Raw genomic sequence first — 14800 nt, 5'->3', positions numbered from 1 at the left:
GGACCGGATCGCCGCAGTCGGCCCCGGGCTGGAGGCGCCCGCGGGCGCCGCCGAGATCGACGCCTCCGGCGGCATCGTCATGCCCGGCATGATCGACACCCACCGGCACATGTGGCAGACCGCGCTGCGCGGCTACGGCGCCGACTGGACCCTCACCCAGTACTTCGTCTGGTTCTACCTCGAACACGGCAAGCTGTTCCGCCCCGAGGACGTGCACGCCGGCAACACCCTGGCCGCCATCGAGGCCCTGGACGCCGGCGTCACCACCGTCGTGGACTGGTCCCACGGCCTGCGCACGCCCGACCACGCCGACGCCGCCGCCGACGCCCTCCAGGCAGTGCCCGGCCGCTACGTCCTCGCCTACGGCAACATCCAGCAACCGCCCGCCGAATGGACCACCGCCCCCGAGTTCCGCGACTTCGTCCGCCGCCGGATCACCGGCAACGACCTGCTCGGCTTCCAGCTCGCCTTCGACGTCCTCGGCGACCCGTCCTTCCCCGAAGGGCCCGCCTTCGAGGTGGCCCGCGACCTCGGCGTCCCGGTCACCACGCACGCCGGGGTGTGGGGCGCCACCGGCGACGACGGCATCCGCCAGATGTACGAGCACGGCTTCATGACCCCCGGCACCATCTACGTGCACGCCGCCTCGCTGTCGGCCGACTCCTACCACCGCATCGCCGCCACCGGCGGCTCCATCTCGGTCTCCACCGAGAGCGAGCAGAGCGCCGGCCAGGGCTACCCGCCCACCTGGGCCGTCCGCGCCCACGGCATCCCGGTCTCGCTGTCCATGGACACCAGCGTCTGGTGGAGCGGCGACCTGTTCTCCGCCATGCGCGCCACCCTCGGCGCCGACCGCTCCCGCGAGCACCTGGAGGCGCACGCCAAGGGCGAGACGGTGACGCACTGCGCGCTGCGCGCCGACCAGGTCGTGGACTGGGCGACCAGGGGCGGCGCCCGCGCGATCGGACGCGACGACCTCGGCACGATCGAGCCCGGCAAGAAGGCCGACCTCGTGCTCATCAAGAACGACGCCTCGCCCGTGTCGTTCCCGCTGCTGCACCCGTTCGGCCACGTCGCCTTCCAGGCCCAGCGCGGCGACGTGCACACCGTGCTGGTCGACGGACGCGTGGTCAAGCACCGGCACCGCCTCCTCGGCATCGACCTCGCCGCCGCCCGCGCCCAGGCCGACCGCACCGTCGAGTACCTCAGGAGCACGATGGGCGAGGAAGCCTGGGAGAAGGGCATGAACCCGGACATCCCCGCAACCAAGATCCTCGACAACCCGTACACCTACACCGACTTCCGCAGCGACTCCACGCACCGCCTTTGAGTCGCCGCTGTGCGGACGGGCGACCGTCTAGAGTCGGATCAGTCGAGATCCGAGCGAGTGAGGGCGTACATGGCACGTGGTGAGACCGGACCTGACTTCATCGAGGCGCTGGCCCGCGGCCTCGACGTCATCAGGGCCTTCCAGCCGGGACGCCCGGTCATGTCGCTGACCGAGGTGGCGACCGCCGCCGGGCTGGCCCGCCCGACGGCCCGCCGCATCCTGCTCACCCTGCAGGAGCTCGGCTACGCCAGGGCCGAGCATGGCGGGTTCGCGCTCACACCGCGCGTGCTGGAGCTGGGGGTGGCGTACGTGCGCTCGATGGGGCTGTGGGAGGTGGCCCGGCCGCACCTGGAGGCGCTGGTCACGCAGACCCGCGAGTCGTCGTCGATCGCCCAGCTCGACGGCTCCGACATCGTGTACGTGGCCAGGGTCGCCGTGCCGAAGATCGTCGCGCTGTCGGTGCAGATCGGCACCCGTTTCCCGGCGCTGCAGACCTCCCTGGGCAAGGTGCTGCTGGCCGCGCTGCCGCCGGCCGAGGTGGAGCGGGTGCTGGCCGAGCCGAGCCGCTCGGGCATCGAGCCGCGCTGGCGGCCGGACGCCAAGGAGCGCGAGGCGGTGCTGCGCTCGGTGCGCGCCAAGGGGTGGGCGTTGACCGACGAGCAGCTCGCCCTGGGCATCAGGTCGGTGGCGGCGCCGCTGCGCGACGGGCTCGGCAACGTCATCGCGGCGGTCAACGTCAACGCGCACGCGGCCGAGACCCCCATCGAGAAGCTGACCGAGGAGCATCTTCCGCTGCTGCTCAAGACGGCCGGCGCGATCAGCGCGGACTGGGCGGCGTACGAGGCGGTGCCGCACGTCACGGCCTCGTGAGCATTCATATCCGGCGCATATGAATAGCGGCGGATATGGCGGCAAATCGGGATCCGCGGGCGCGGCGGCGGCAGGATCGAGCCCTGCCGTCCACGTCCCCGAACCGTCTTTGGGATCCACATGCGCCTGCTCCTCAACACCGTCGTCAGCCTGGTCGCCGCCGTCTCCCTGACGGCCGAGCCCCGCGACCAGGTCAGACGTACGGACTTCCACGTCAACGGCGACCCCGGCGTGAAGATCGCGGTTCGCGAGGTCAGCGTCCCCGGCGCCCGGCGCGGCCGGCCCGTGCTGCTGCTGCACGGCGCCCGCGTCCCCGGCGTGGGCAGCTTCGACCTGCCGGTGCCCGGCGGCTCCCTCGCCGAGGACCTCGCGCGCGCCGGCCGCCGCGTCTACGTGATGGACGCCCGCGGGTACGGCGCCTCCACCCGGCCGCCCGCCCTGTCCCGACCGCCGCAGGAGAGCCGGCCCGCCGTCCGCTCCGACGAGGTGGTCCGCGACGTCGCCGCCGTCGTGGACCGGATCGCCCCCGGCGGCCAGGTGGCCCTGCTCGGCTGGGCGACCGGCGGGCACTGGCTGGGCCAGTACGCCGCCGCCAACCCCGGCCGGGTCAGCCACCTCGTGCTCTACAACACCCTGTACGGCCCGGTCGACGGCCACCCCACGCTGGGCCGCGGCAGCGACAACGAGGACCCGGAGCACCCCGGCCGGTTCAACGCCGCCCGCTACGGCGCCTACCGCTTCAACACCGGCGCCGGCCTCTTCCCGTCCTGGGACGGCAGCATCCCGGTCGAGGACAAGACGGCCTGGCGGGACCCGGCGGTCGCGGCCGCGTACGCCAAGGCCGCGCTGGCCTCCGACCCCACCAGCGGCACCCGCACGCCGCCCAGCTTCCGCTCCCCCTCCGGCGCGATGGAGGACAGCTTCTACCTCGCCACCGGCCGCCAGCTCTGGGACGCCGGTTCGATCACCGCCCGCACCCTCGTCCTGCGCGGCGAGCGCGACTTCTGGAGCCGCCCAGAGGACGCCGCCAAGCTGCGCGATCACCTGGTGCACGCCCGCGAGGTCAGGAGCGTGGAGCTGCCCGAGGCCACGCACTACGTCCACCTCGACCGCGCCGAGCGGGGCCGCGACCGGTTCCTGCGAGAGGTCACGAGCTTCCTGGGTCTTGCCGGTTAGTCCCTTGTCGGCTTTGAATGAGCCCCATACCAGTGATCCTGGAGGGGCAGATGCGTGGTTTACGGACGTCCGTAGTTGTTCTGTCAGTTGTCGCCACGACGTTACTCGGGGTGCAACCATCCACCCCGGCGGTCGCGGGGCCGACCGATCCCGAGCCGGTCTCGCTCGTCACGCTCTCCGTCCCGGACCGGGCCGCGATGGAGCGGCTGGTGGCCTCCGGCGCCGACCTCACCGAACGGGTACGCCCCCAGCCGGACGGCAGCGTCCAGGTCGACGCCGTCGTCACGGCCGGCCAGCTGGAGTCCCTGCGGCAGCTCGGCGCCACCCCGGCCGGCGAGGCCCAGCCCCAGGCCCGCGCGAAGGCCACGGCCGCGCAGGACCAGATCGTCATCGAGCGGGCAGTCTGGTACAAGTCCCGCGACGGGTACTTCCTGTCGGTCGAAGCCTCAAGCAGCGCCGCGCAGGCGGCCACGCTCACCGTCGCCTGGAAGGGCAAGCGGGGCACGAGCGGGCAGGCGGAGATGGTCGCGTACGTGGACGCGGGCGCGTACCTGGGCCACCAGTTCGCCACCCCAGTCCCGGCGGAGGACCGGCCGCAGTGGGTCACCGTCACCTCGGCGGGCGGCGGCAAGGCCGAGGCCCGGGTCGGTGAGTGGCCCGACGGCGAGCGGCCCGACCACAACGGGCGCGGCTACCAGAAGGACTTCATCACCCAGTACATGCCGCCGGCGCAGCTCAACGAGCGGATCAAGGCCCTGCACCGGCAGTTCCCCAAGCTCACCGAGCTCATCGCGCTGCCGTACAAGACCAACGGCTACCGGCGGCACGCCCAGGCGCTGATCGGCACCCCGCCCGGCGCCGCCGTGGTGATCACCTCGTCCGCGTACGGCTCCGAGGGCGGCAACGACCTGTCCGTCGAGCTGGTCGACCCCGGCGCGCCCGGCCGGCCGCTGCAGGTCACCCTCAACGGCAAGAACATCACCGTCAGCCTGGCCACCGGCGACTCCGGCGCGCCGGTCAGCACCGCCGCCCAGGTCGTCGCGGCGATCAACGCCACGGCCGGCCTGCCCGTCCGGGCCAGTGTCTACCGCACCGACCCGGGGGCGGGCGTCATGGCGCCCGCGCCGCTCACCCAGCTCGACGACTTCCTCAACGCCCCGGCCGACGTCTCCCGCGCGCCCGCGCAGGTGCTGGCCCTGCGCATCGGCGTGCACCGCAACGGCTCGCGCACCGGCGTGCTCGCCTACTCGCAGGAGCACGCCAGGGAGTGGGTGACGCCGCTGGTCACCATCGAGGCCGCCGAGCGGCTGCTCCGCAACTCCAGCCGCGACCAGGCCACCCGCCGGCTGCTGGAGCGCACCGACATCTTCATCGTGCCGACCGTCAACCCCGACGGGGCGAACTACAGCTTCTACGACTTCAACTCCCAGCGGAAGAACATGACCAACCACTGCCCCGCGCAGCAGTCCGACCCGGCGCTGCGCAACACCTGGGGCGTGGACGTCAACCGCAACTACGCCGTCGGCTCTCTGACCGACGGGTACTTCGGCGCCTCGGCCAACTGCCAGAGCGGCACGTACGCCGGGCCGGGCGAGCACTCCGAGCCGGAGAGCCGCAACGTCATCTGGCTGGCGCAGAAGTACCGCAACATCAAGTTCGCCATGAACGTGCACAGCTACGGCGGCTACTTCATGTGGCCTCCCGGCGCGTACAAGCTCGACGGCCGCGTCACCCTGCCCCGGCCCACGCCGCGCGAGGAGGCGTACTTCCTGCGCTCGGCCCGCACGATCGAGGAGGCCATCGCCGCCGAGCGGGGCACCGTGATCTGGCCGCAGCAGACCGGTCCCGTGACGGACGTGCTGTACTCGGCGGCCGGCAACTCCGCCGACGAGCTCTGGTACGACTTCGGCATCTACGGCTGGGACTTCGAGGTCGGCGCCGACCTGTGGAACCCCGCGACCCGCACGTGGGAGGGCGTGGGCTTCCAGCCGCCGTTCAGCGAGGGGCACGCCGAGGCGCTGGAGTTCGCCACGGGCCTGATCTCCCTGATCGGCATCGCCGCCGACTACCGCGAACCCTGATCCGCCGGTGCGGCGGCCCGCCCGGCCGCCCGGGAGCTGAACCCGGGCGGCCGGGCACCCCGTCCGGCCGCCCTCGACCTTGATCCACCGAAATTCCTGGCAGGAGACCTTCCTTGCGCTTACCCACCACCCTCCTCGGCGTGGCCGTCACGGCCGCCCTCCTCGTCATCCCGCAGTCCGTCCCCACGGCCGCGCTGGCCGACCCCGCGGAGCCGCAGCCACCGGCCGTGCGCGACTTCGGCAACGGCCCCGAGCGCAACGAGATCGCGGCCGGCGTGCCCGAGCAGGCCTCCGCGCTCCGCGCGCAGCCGGACACCGGCCAGGGCGAGACGCAGGAGTACGGGCCGTCCCGCGACCGCGGCTACCCCCGGCAGACGCGGCTCCCGCTCCCGGCCGAGAACCCGGCCGACGCCTCGATCAAGCTGGGCCTGGTGCCGTACCACGGCATCGCGCCCAAGCTCAACGACCTGCAGCAGCGCAGCGACCGGGTGAGCGCCGAGATCATGGGCCGCTCGTACCAGGGCCGCGACCTCTACCTCGTCACCGTCACCGCGCCCGAGAGCGCCGCCGAGGTGCGCGAGCAGGCGCGCATCCGCGAGCGCATCGAGAACGACCCGGCCGGCGCCGCCCGCGACCGCGGCCTCGCCAAGCGCTACAAGGCGCCGGTGTTCGTCAACGCCAACATCCACGGCAACGAGTGGGAGGGCACCGACGCCGCCCTGCGCACCATCGAGCAGCTCGCCACCAGCACCGACCCGGCGATCACCGACCTGCTCAAGCGCACCAGGCTGTACTTCAACGTCACCGCCAACCCCGACGGCCGCGTCAACGGCGTGCGCCAGAACGGCGGCGGCTTCGACCTGAACCGCGACTTCATCACCGCCTCGCAGCCCGAGGTCCGCGCGATGCGCCAGCTGATGATCGACACCCAGCCGGTCGCCATGATCGACCTGCACGGGTACGTCAACGGCACGCTCATCGAGCCCACCACGCCGCCGCACGGCGCCAACTACGAGTACGACCTGTTCATCACCAACACCTACGCCAACGGCCTCGGCATGGAGGCCGCGGTCAACGGGCTCGGCTACACCTTCCCGAAGGACGGCGTGCGGCCCGTGCAGATCCCGTTCCGGGACGACCAGGAGGGCTGGGACGACTGGCCGCCGATCTTCACGCCGCAGTACGCGCCCTTCCACGGCACCGTCGCCGCGCACACGGTGGAGATCCCGCTGCGGGTCAACGAGCCCGAGTACAGCCGGCAGCCCGTCGAGGAGCTGCGCCGCCGCTCGGCGATCAACACCGACGTGGCCGCCGCCGCCATCCGCGCCACCTACGGCTTCGTCCAGTCCGGGCACGACCGGCTGATCGCCGACCAGATCGAGGTGTTCCGGCGCGGCGCGGCGGGCGAGCCGTCGAAGGTGGTCCCGCTCGGCATCGTGCCCGGCTTCGGCCCCGAGGACGTCTACACCACCACCTTCCCCCGCGCGTACGTCATCCCGGCCGGCTCCCCGGCCGCCGCGCGCCTGGTGGACCACCTGATCGCCAACGACGTCCGGGTCGAGCGGGCCAGGTCCGCGTTCCGCGCGGGCGGCCGGACGTACCCGGCCGGCACGTACGTCGTGGACATGCGCCAGCCCAAGCGCGGCCTGGCCAACGTCATGCTGGAGCGCGGCGAGGACATCTCGCCCCGGGTGAACGCCATGTACGACATCTCCGGCTGGAGCCTCGGCCTGCTCTGGGGCGCCACCGTGGAGTCCGCCGACTCGCTGCGCGCGCACACCACCCCGGTCAAGGCCGCCGCCCCGACCGGCTCCGTCCCGCACAGCCCGGGCCCGCTCGCGCTCAAGGTCACCGACGCCAAGGAGGTCAGGGCGCTCAACGACCTGCTGGCCCTGGGCGTCGCGGTGACCTGGGGCGACGGCGGCACGGCGATCGTCCCCTCCGCCGCCCGCCAGGCGGCCAGGACCGTCTCCGACCGGTACGGCGTCACCTTCACCCGCGCGGGCTCGACCTCCGGAACCCCGCTCGCGCAGGTGCGCGTCGCCGCCGCGGCGTCCGCCGACGAACTGTTCACCCTGCGCGAGCTCGGCTTCACCGTCACCCCCGTCTCCACCGCCGTGCTCAACAGCGGCTTCGACTGGAGCGGGACCGACGTCCTGTACGTCTCCAGCGGGCTCAACCACGCCGCGCTCAACCCGGCGGCCAGGACGGCCCTCGACGCGTTCCTCACCACCGGCGGCGTGATCACCCGCGGTGACACCGGCGCCGCGTTCAACACCGCCGCCGGCCTGCTCACCGCGACCACGGTGGCCGGCCGCGACGACGCCAACGGCGTGGTCCGCACCATCGCCACGAACGGTCCGGTCGGCAGCGGCTCGCCGGCCCACTCGTTCGTGTACTCGCCGCTGTGGTTCACCGGGCTCGGGCCCGAGGTCACGGTCGAGCAGTCGTACGCGGCCGACGGGCCCCTGGTCTCCGGCCACTGGCGGGCCGACGAGCAGGGGCTGGGCGGCCCGGAGGCGGCCAGAGGCCAGGCGGCCGTGGTCAGCGGCCGGGACGAGCGGGGCGCGGCGGTGGTGCTCTTCGGCACCGAGCCGATGTTCCGCAACCACCCCAAGGGGTTGTTCCCGCAGGTGGCCAGGGGACTGTACTGGTCGGCCGCGGTGACGGGCGCGGCCGTCACGACCCCATGATCGGGATGTGCTAGATTCACGCTTCCGGCCGGATTCGCTTCCGGCCGGAAGCTTTCTGTATGACCTCACTTCACGCCATCGTGCGCCCGGCGACCGCGGCCGACCGTCCCGCGGTCGAACGGCTCTGGCTCATGTTCCGCCACGACATGTCGGAGTTCGACGGCGAGCTGCCCAACCCCGACGCCACGTTCAAGAACGACTCCCGGCTCCGGTCGGCGTTCGAGCGCGACGACTGGGCGGCCTACCTGTTCACCAGCGGCGACCGGCCCGCCGGGTTCGCCTTCGTGCGCAGCCTGTCCGGCCCGGCGCGCGTGCTCAACAGCTTCTTCGTCGTACGCGGCGCGCGCCGGTCCGGCCTGGGACTGCGTGCCGTCCGGGAGGTGGTCGCCCGGCACCCGGGCCCGTGGGAGATCGCCTTCCAGGACGCCAACGCGGGCGCGGTGGCCTTCTGGCGGCGGGTGGCGGAGGAGATCGCCGGCGATGCCTGGACCGAGGAACGCCGGCCCGTGCCGAACCGGCCCGACCTGCCGCCGGACGCGTGGATCTCCTTCACCACCGCCTGAGCACGGGCGGCCCCGCGCCTCCCGGCGTAACGCGACACTGTTGGCGAAGCAGACCAAACAGAAACGGCCCCGCTGCTCTAGTCGCGAGGGGTGGGCTTGGCGTTGCTCCAGCCCGTGTCCACGACCGCCCGGTAGCTCAGCGTCCTGCCGGGAACCTGCCACTTCTGGCTTTTGGGGCCTGGTGCAAGCTGGATGTCGCGGCTGCCCAGGAGCTTGCCGGTCTTCTGGTCGAAGAGCACCTCCCGCTGGATCTTCCCACGGCCATCGGCGCTGTCGATCGGGACCGCGAGGCCGACTGCCGACCGGCCGAGCGGATCCGTGACGGCGCCCAGCCGCCGCACGCCCGGATAATCGGTGATCAGGCGCATGAGACCGGCTCGCACCTTGGGCGGCACGGGCGTCTCTGCCAGGGCGAAGTAGACCCGGCCGAGCACCCCTGCAGGGCCGTTGCAGCGCCTCGGCGCGCCAGACCCGCCCGCTATGAACTTGACCGAGCCTTCACACAGCAGCTTGCGCAGCTCTCCGGGGTCGGTAGGCAGCTCTTGGAGCTCCTGATAGGTGAACTGGCCGACGCCGCCGATGAGGAATGTGCCGCCGCCCTGGTCGTTCGGATGTTCCTCCTGCCAGGCACCAGACTTCGTCCTGACGGTCCTGCGCATGCCCGACGAGCCCACCGTCCAGCTCGAAGGGGAACCCGCCGCGCGCCAGGCATCGGCGTCGGCGCCGGTCTGGGGCTTACCCGCGAAGGAGCGGCCGTGGAAGGACTCGCCGTCGCCGCGGGCGCGCCCCGTCCATCTGAGGATCTCGCGGCGCTCCTCCACGACGTAGCCACCGGTCCTGCCGAGCGCGAGCGCCGCGAAGGCGGAGCGCTGATGGGTGTACCAGTAGCGGCCCTGCTGCTGCAGCTCCGCCTGAGAGGCGGCGGCCAGCATCATGTCGCGAGGCGACAGAGAGTGAGGGATGGCCTGCACGCCTGCCGGTGGTCGTGCGGGATCGTCGTGAGCGAGCGTCATACCCGCTGCCACGGCCGCGGCCGTGGCAGCGGCCACCAAGCCGAGCGGCATGCGCCACGTACGGCGAGAGCGCGGCCGTGCGGTGTCGTCCTGGCCCAACATCCGGGTACGGGCGGCCGCCGCGGCCTCTGCGGAAGGCGGGGCCGGGTCGTCGTACACCCCACGTACGAGATGCAGCTCGTTCATCGATGTGTCTCCTCCTCGTCCAACAGCGGATTCGTTCCGCCCAGCGCCTTGCGCAGCTTCTTGCGAGCCCGGTTGAGCCGCGAGGACACCGTGCCGAAGGGCACGTCCAGAGCCTGCGCCACCTCGTCGTAGCTCAGCCCCGAAAGCGCCACCAGCAGCAGCACGTCACGCTGGTCCGCGGGCAGGGCGGCGATGGCCCTGGCCAGCGTGCCTTTGACGGCTTGCGCGCTCACCTTCGCCGTCACGTCGTCCTCGTGACCTCGGGCCGAGTTCGCCTCCGGATGCAGCCGGTCCACGGCACGAAGGAGGCGCACCTCGTTGCGGCGGTGCCGGCTGATGAGGTTGGTCGCGATGCCGTAGAGCCAGGGGCGGGCGCTGCGGTGGCTCGTGTCGTAGCGGCGACGCTGACGGAAGGCGAGGGCGAACGTCTCAGCGGAGACATCGTCGGCGGCGTGCGGACCGAGCCGGCGGGATACGTACCGGTGGATCTCCGCGTAGTGCGCGTCGAAGACGGCGCCGAAACGCTCGGGTTCGTCCCAGGACCGCTCGATCACCACGGCGTCGTCCTGCGACGGTGGGGCGTCGCCCGGGGGATCGGCCAAATTGGGCTCATTCATTCACAGGCCTTGAGGTCGGCGGGACATCGGTCACCTGTTGTTGTCCGCAGGCCGCTTTCGCCTTCCCCTGAATTTCGGCGCACCGGCTGCGGAGCAGTCTCAGCGTGGCCCCGTCCCATGGGCCCGCAGCGCGTGGGTGCACCGTTGAAAGCTCTCCGGCCATCCGAATCCGCTCCTCCGGAGTGATCTAGGAAGACGAGCAGTTCGAGGGCCTGTTCTCGTCGAGAGGGCAGCCCGCGCTGTCTCCAGGACGCCTGACCGGCAGGCCGCGAGGCGGTACGGGCGCGCATCGATTGGAAGCACACTCTGGGCCTCGACTTCTCCGTGCACCAACCCGGATCTCCCACGTCGCAGCCCTGGCCCCCGCCGCGTGACAACCGCCACGGGGACCAATTCGCCAACAGCGCCCCCCCGGCGTACCGGGGGAGCGGGGCCGCCCGGCCCGGGTCAGCGGGCCGCGGGGGCGTAGCCGGCCGGGCGGGTGGTGAACGTGCCCCGGCCCTGGGTACGGCTGCGCAGGCTGGTCGCGTACCCGAACACCTCGGCCAGCGGCACGACCGCGGTGATCACCACCGTGCCGGCCCGCGCCGCCGAGCCCGAGACGCGGCCGCGCCGGGCCGACAGGTCGCCCAGCACTCCGCCGGCCATGTCGTCCGGCACCGTCACCGTCACCTCCACCACCGGCTCCAGCAGCACCATCGCGCACTGGCGCAGCGCCTCGCGCAGCCCCAGCCGCCCCGCCGTACGGAACGCCATCTCCGAGGAGTCCTTCACGTGGGTGGCCCCGTCGGTGAGCGTGACCCGCAGGCCGGTCACCGGGTGGCCGCCCAGCGGGCCGTCGGACAGCGCGTCCCGGCAGCCGGCCTCGACCGCGCGCACGTACTCGCGCGGCACCCGGCCGCCCACCACCGTCGAGGCGAACACGAAGCCCTCCGCCAGCGGCTCGACGTCCAGCACGACGTGGGCGAACTGCCCGGCGCCGCCGTCCTGCTTGACGTGCCGGTAGAGCAGCCCCGACACCCCGCGCCCGACCGTCTCCCTGAAGGAGACCTGCGGCCGGCCGACGCTCACCTCCAGGCGGTGGTCGCGCCGGAGCTTCTCCGCCGCCACCTCCAGGTGCAGCTCGCCCATCCCGGACAGCACGGTCTGCCCGGTCTCGGCGTCGGTGCGCACGGCCAGCGAGGGGTCCTCCTCGGCCAGCCGGGCCAGCGCCGCCGCCAGCCGGTCGCCGTCGGTGCTCCTGCGCGCCTCGACGGCCACGGACACCACCGGCTCGGTCGCCCCCGGCGGCTCCAGCAGCAGCGGCGCGCCCGGCGCGCACAGGGTCGTGCCGGTGCGGGCCGCCTTCGGCCCGACCACCGCGACGATGTCCCCGGCCACCGCCAGGTCCGCCTCGGCGTGCCGGTCGGCCTGCACGCGCAGGATCCGGCCGATCCGCTCGGTACGGCCCGCGCCCGCGTCCAGCACCGTGTCCCCCTTCCGCATCGTCCCCGAGTACACCCGCACGTACGTCAGCCGCCCGGTCGCCGTCGAGCTCACCTTGAACGCCAGCGCGGCCAGCGGCGCGTCCGGGTCGGCGGCCCGTACCTCGCCGTCCTGCCCGCGCACCGCGGGCACGTCCAGCGGCGAGGGCAGGTAGCGCACGACGGCGTCCAGCAGCGGCTCGATCCCGCGGTTGCGGTACGCCGAGCCGCACAGCACCACGACACCCTCACCGGTACGGGTGAGATCGCGCAGCGCGGCGACCAGCGTCGCCCCGGAGAGCGACGTCCCGGAGAGCGACGTCCCGGAGAGCGACGGTTCGGCGGGCGACGGCTCGGAGAGCGACGGCCCGGCGCAGAACTCCTCCAGCGCGCCCGGATGCAGCTCGGCCACCGCCTCCTCCAGCAGCCGGCGCCGCCGCAGCGCCTCCTCCAGCAGGTCGTCCGGCACCGGCCGCGCCTGGCAGGCGTCGCCGTCCCAGACCAGCGCCCGCAGGCCGATCAGGTCGATCACGCCGGTGAAGGCGTCCTCGCGCCCGATCGGCAGCTGCACCACCAGCGGCGCCGGATGCAGCCGCCGGCGGATCGACTCGACCGCCGCGTCGAGGTCGGCGCCCGCCCGGTCCAGCTTGTTGACGAACGCCAGGCGCGGCACGCCGTGCCGGTCGGCCCGCCGCCACACCGACTCGCTCTGCGGCTCGACCCCGGCGACGCCGTCGAACACCGCGATAGCGCCGTCGAGCACCCGCAGCGACCGCTCCACCTCGTCGGAGAAGTCGACGTGGCCGGGGGTGTCGATCAGGTTGATCCGGTGCCCGTCCCACTCGCAGCTCACGGCCGCGGCGAAGATCGTGATGCCGCGGTCGCGCTCCTGGGAGTCGAAGTCGGTGACGGTCGTGCCGTCGTGCACCTCACCGCGCTTGTAGGTGGCGCCGGTCAGGTAGAGCATCCGCTCGGTGACGGTGGTCTTGCCGGCGTCGACGTGCGCGAGGATGCCGAGATTGCGGACGGCGGTCAGGGGGACGGTCTGGGGGTTGAAGACGTGAGCACGCACGGCCCATGACCCTTTCGGGACGTTTCTTGACAGGACGGCGCAATTCCCCCGGCGAAGGGGTCTTCGTCAGGGCAGCAGCCAGTGCCGGCCGCGCAGCCGGCACCGGGGCGACGAAGACACCAGGATCACCTCGTAACGCGACGGGGGGATGACGGCAGCGGTGCTGTGGCGCACGGCCGGCTCCCTTCCCTCGTCACGTCATGATCCCTGTCATGATCTCAGGCGAGAGTGTAGTGACGCCGGTCGCGGCGGGGGAATTCATTTTCTTTGCGAAGTCTCCCCCGGAACGTCACCACGCGGACGCCTGAGTGCCCCCGGTGTGAGACTCGGACGTCATTTCGGCATGTCGACATAGGCGCGAGACGCTTTCAGGGAAGGACGCGCGCCCATGACGATCTCTCTTGACACCGGTCGCTACACGGTCGGGATGGCCACCAGTGCCGCCGACGTACAGGCCGCTCAGAGACTCCGGTACGCGGTCTTCGCCGAGGAGATGGGGGCGCGGCTCGACAGCCCGGTCTCCGGCCTCGACGCCGACCGGTTCGACGCCTACTGCGACCACCTCCTCGTCCGCGACGGCTCCGAGGTCGTCGGCACCTACCGGCTGCTGCCGCCGGGACGTACCGAACGGCTCTACTCCGACGCCGAGTTCGACCTCACCGGCCTGGCGCACCTCCGCAAGGACCTGGTGGAGGCCGGCCGCACCTGCGTGCACCCCGACCACCGGGACGGCACGGTGGTCGCCCTGATGTGGGCGGGGATCGCCCGGTACATGGTGACCGGCGGTCACCGGTGGCTGGCGGGCTGCTGCTCGGTGCCGCTCGACGACCGCGGCGCGCTGGCCGCCGCCGTGGTGGAGCGGGTGCCGCTGGGTCCGGCGGAGTACCGGGTGACGCCCCGCACGCCGTGGCGCTCCCGGGGCGCCGCCCTGCCCGACCGGTTCGTGCCGCCGGCGCTGCTGCGGGGGTACCTGCGGCTGGGGTCGTGGGTGTGTGGGGCCCCCGCGCACGACCGGGACTTCGGCACGGCGGACTTCTTCATGCTGCTGTCGATGGCGAACGTGAACGCCCGCTACCTGCGGTACTTCCTCGGCGAGTCCCCGCTGGGACCGTCTTCGGCCGGTGAGCCGCGGCTCGGGAAGCCTCCGCTCGGGGAGCCCTTGTGAGCGCCGTCCTCCCACCCGCTGACCTGCCCCGGGAGGCCGCCCCGGCGCCCGCCGCCGTAGCGCGGGACAACCCGTGGCGACCGTTCGGCCCCTGCACCCCCGACACCTGTGTGGGGGACCCGGCCGCCGCCGCAGGCCGCCTCCAGCGCGCCGCCCGGCTCCTCGGAGCGCTCGCGGTGGTACTCGCCGGCGTCCCCACAGCCCTCACCACCCGCACCCTCACCACCCGCACCCGCACCCTCACCACCCGCACCTTCGCCTCCCGCACGATCACCACCCGTAGCCTCGCCTCCCGCGCCGCCGTTTCCAGCGCCACTGTCAGCGGCGCCGCTGCCTCCCGTCCCGCCAGCCCCCCTTCACCCGCCTCGGCTTCGCGGGCGTTGCCATCGCTTGCCCCGGCTCCGTCCGCCGACCGTCCGCCGGGCTCCCGTCCCCGCACCTCCAGTTCACCCGCCACGCACGCGCTCGCCGCCCGTCTCGCGGCGTTCATCCTGCGGGTTTACGCGTTGCGGGCGCTGCTCCTGCGCGTACTGGCGTTGCGCGCCCACACGCCGCACCTCGGGGCCCGCAC

General features: G+C 72.9%; 10 protein-coding genes and 1 pseudogene. 8 read left to right on the top strand and 3 right to left on the bottom strand.

Features of this window, described 5'->3' with window-relative positions:
* From ACTWPW_RS59435 to ACTWPW_RS59410, 6 genes are all read left to right on the top strand, one after another.
* Nucleotides 1–1330: amidohydrolase family protein (locus ACTWPW_RS59435; RefSeq protein ID WP_443174284.1), on the top strand; the 1330-nt coding region annotated here is incomplete at its 5' end.
* A gap of 69 nt (nucleotides 1331–1399) precedes the next feature.
* Nucleotides 1400–2200 carry an IclR family transcriptional regulator domain-containing protein gene (locus ACTWPW_RS59430; RefSeq protein ID WP_443174283.1) on the top strand — a complete coding sequence of 267 codons (801 nt, stop codon included), beginning with the start codon at nucleotides 1400–1402 and terminating at the stop codon, nucleotides 2198–2200.
* 120 nt (nucleotides 2201–2320) lie between these two features.
* Nucleotides 2321–3376 (top strand): alpha/beta fold hydrolase, encoded by a 1056-nt coding sequence (locus ACTWPW_RS59425; protein WP_443174282.1) that lies wholly within the window; start codon nucleotides 2321–2323, stop codon nucleotides 3374–3376.
* A gap of 110 nt (nucleotides 3377–3486) precedes the next feature.
* On the top strand, nucleotides 3487–5457 hold the full coding sequence (locus ACTWPW_RS59420) for a M14 family zinc carboxypeptidase (protein WP_443174281.1): 1971 nt from the start codon (nucleotides 3487–3489) through the stop codon (nucleotides 5455–5457).
* Nucleotides 5458–5570: 113 nt separating this feature from the next.
* A complete protein-coding gene (locus tag ACTWPW_RS59415) occupies nucleotides 5571–8150 on the top strand; it encodes a M14 family zinc carboxypeptidase (protein ID WP_443174280.1) in 2580 nt (859 codons plus the stop codon).
* Nucleotides 8151–8209: 59 nt separating this feature from the next.
* Nucleotides 8210–8713, top strand: a complete 504-nt coding sequence (locus tag ACTWPW_RS59410; protein WP_375112011.1) for a GNAT family N-acetyltransferase — start codon at nucleotides 8210–8212, stop codon at nucleotides 8711–8713.
* A 77-nt stretch (nucleotides 8714–8790) separates the two neighbouring features.
* On the opposite strand, the gene ACTWPW_RS59405 is transcribed toward ACTWPW_RS59410, so the two are convergent.
* The 3 genes from ACTWPW_RS59405 to fusA all read right to left on the bottom strand — a co-directional run bounded on the left by ACTWPW_RS59405 (nucleotide 8791) and on the right by fusA (nucleotide 13064).
* A complete protein-coding gene (locus tag ACTWPW_RS59405; RefSeq protein ID WP_443174279.1) occupies nucleotides 8791–9912 on the bottom strand; it encodes a CU044_5270 family protein in 1122 nt (373 codons plus the stop codon).
* The gene (locus ACTWPW_RS59400; protein WP_443174278.1) at nucleotides 9909–10514 is read right to left on the bottom strand and encodes an RNA polymerase sigma factor; all 606 of its coding nucleotides are present in this window, start codon (nucleotides 10512–10514) and stop codon (nucleotides 9909–9911) included. Before ACTWPW_RS59400 ends, ACTWPW_RS59405 begins: the two co-directional genes overlap by 4 nt.
* 462 nt (nucleotides 10515–10976) lie before the next feature.
* Nucleotides 10977–13064, bottom strand: coding sequence for an elongation factor G (fusA, locus tag ACTWPW_RS59395; protein ID WP_443174277.1), 2088 nt, complete (start codon nucleotides 13062–13064; stop codon nucleotides 10977–10979).
* A 388-nt stretch (nucleotides 13065–13452) separates the two neighbouring features.
* Here fusA and ACTWPW_RS59390 point away from each other — a divergent pair, with 388 nt between their 5' ends.
* Complete coding sequence (locus tag ACTWPW_RS59390) at nucleotides 13453–14229, top strand: GNAT family N-acetyltransferase (protein WP_375112015.1); 777 nt, start codon at nucleotides 13453–13455, stop codon at nucleotides 14227–14229.
* Nucleotides 14226–14800 (top strand): annotated as a pseudogene (locus ACTWPW_RS59385) (hypothetical protein); the annotation flags it as partial. The gene ACTWPW_RS59390 and the pseudogene ACTWPW_RS59385, both read left to right, overlap by 4 nt.

It is taken from the genome of Nonomuraea sp. KM90, assembly GCF_052246675.1.
Classification (GTDB): domain Bacteria; phylum Actinomycetota; class Actinomycetes; order Streptosporangiales; family Streptosporangiaceae; genus Nonomuraea.
This window is presented reverse-complemented; position numbering and strand designations above follow the sequence as displayed.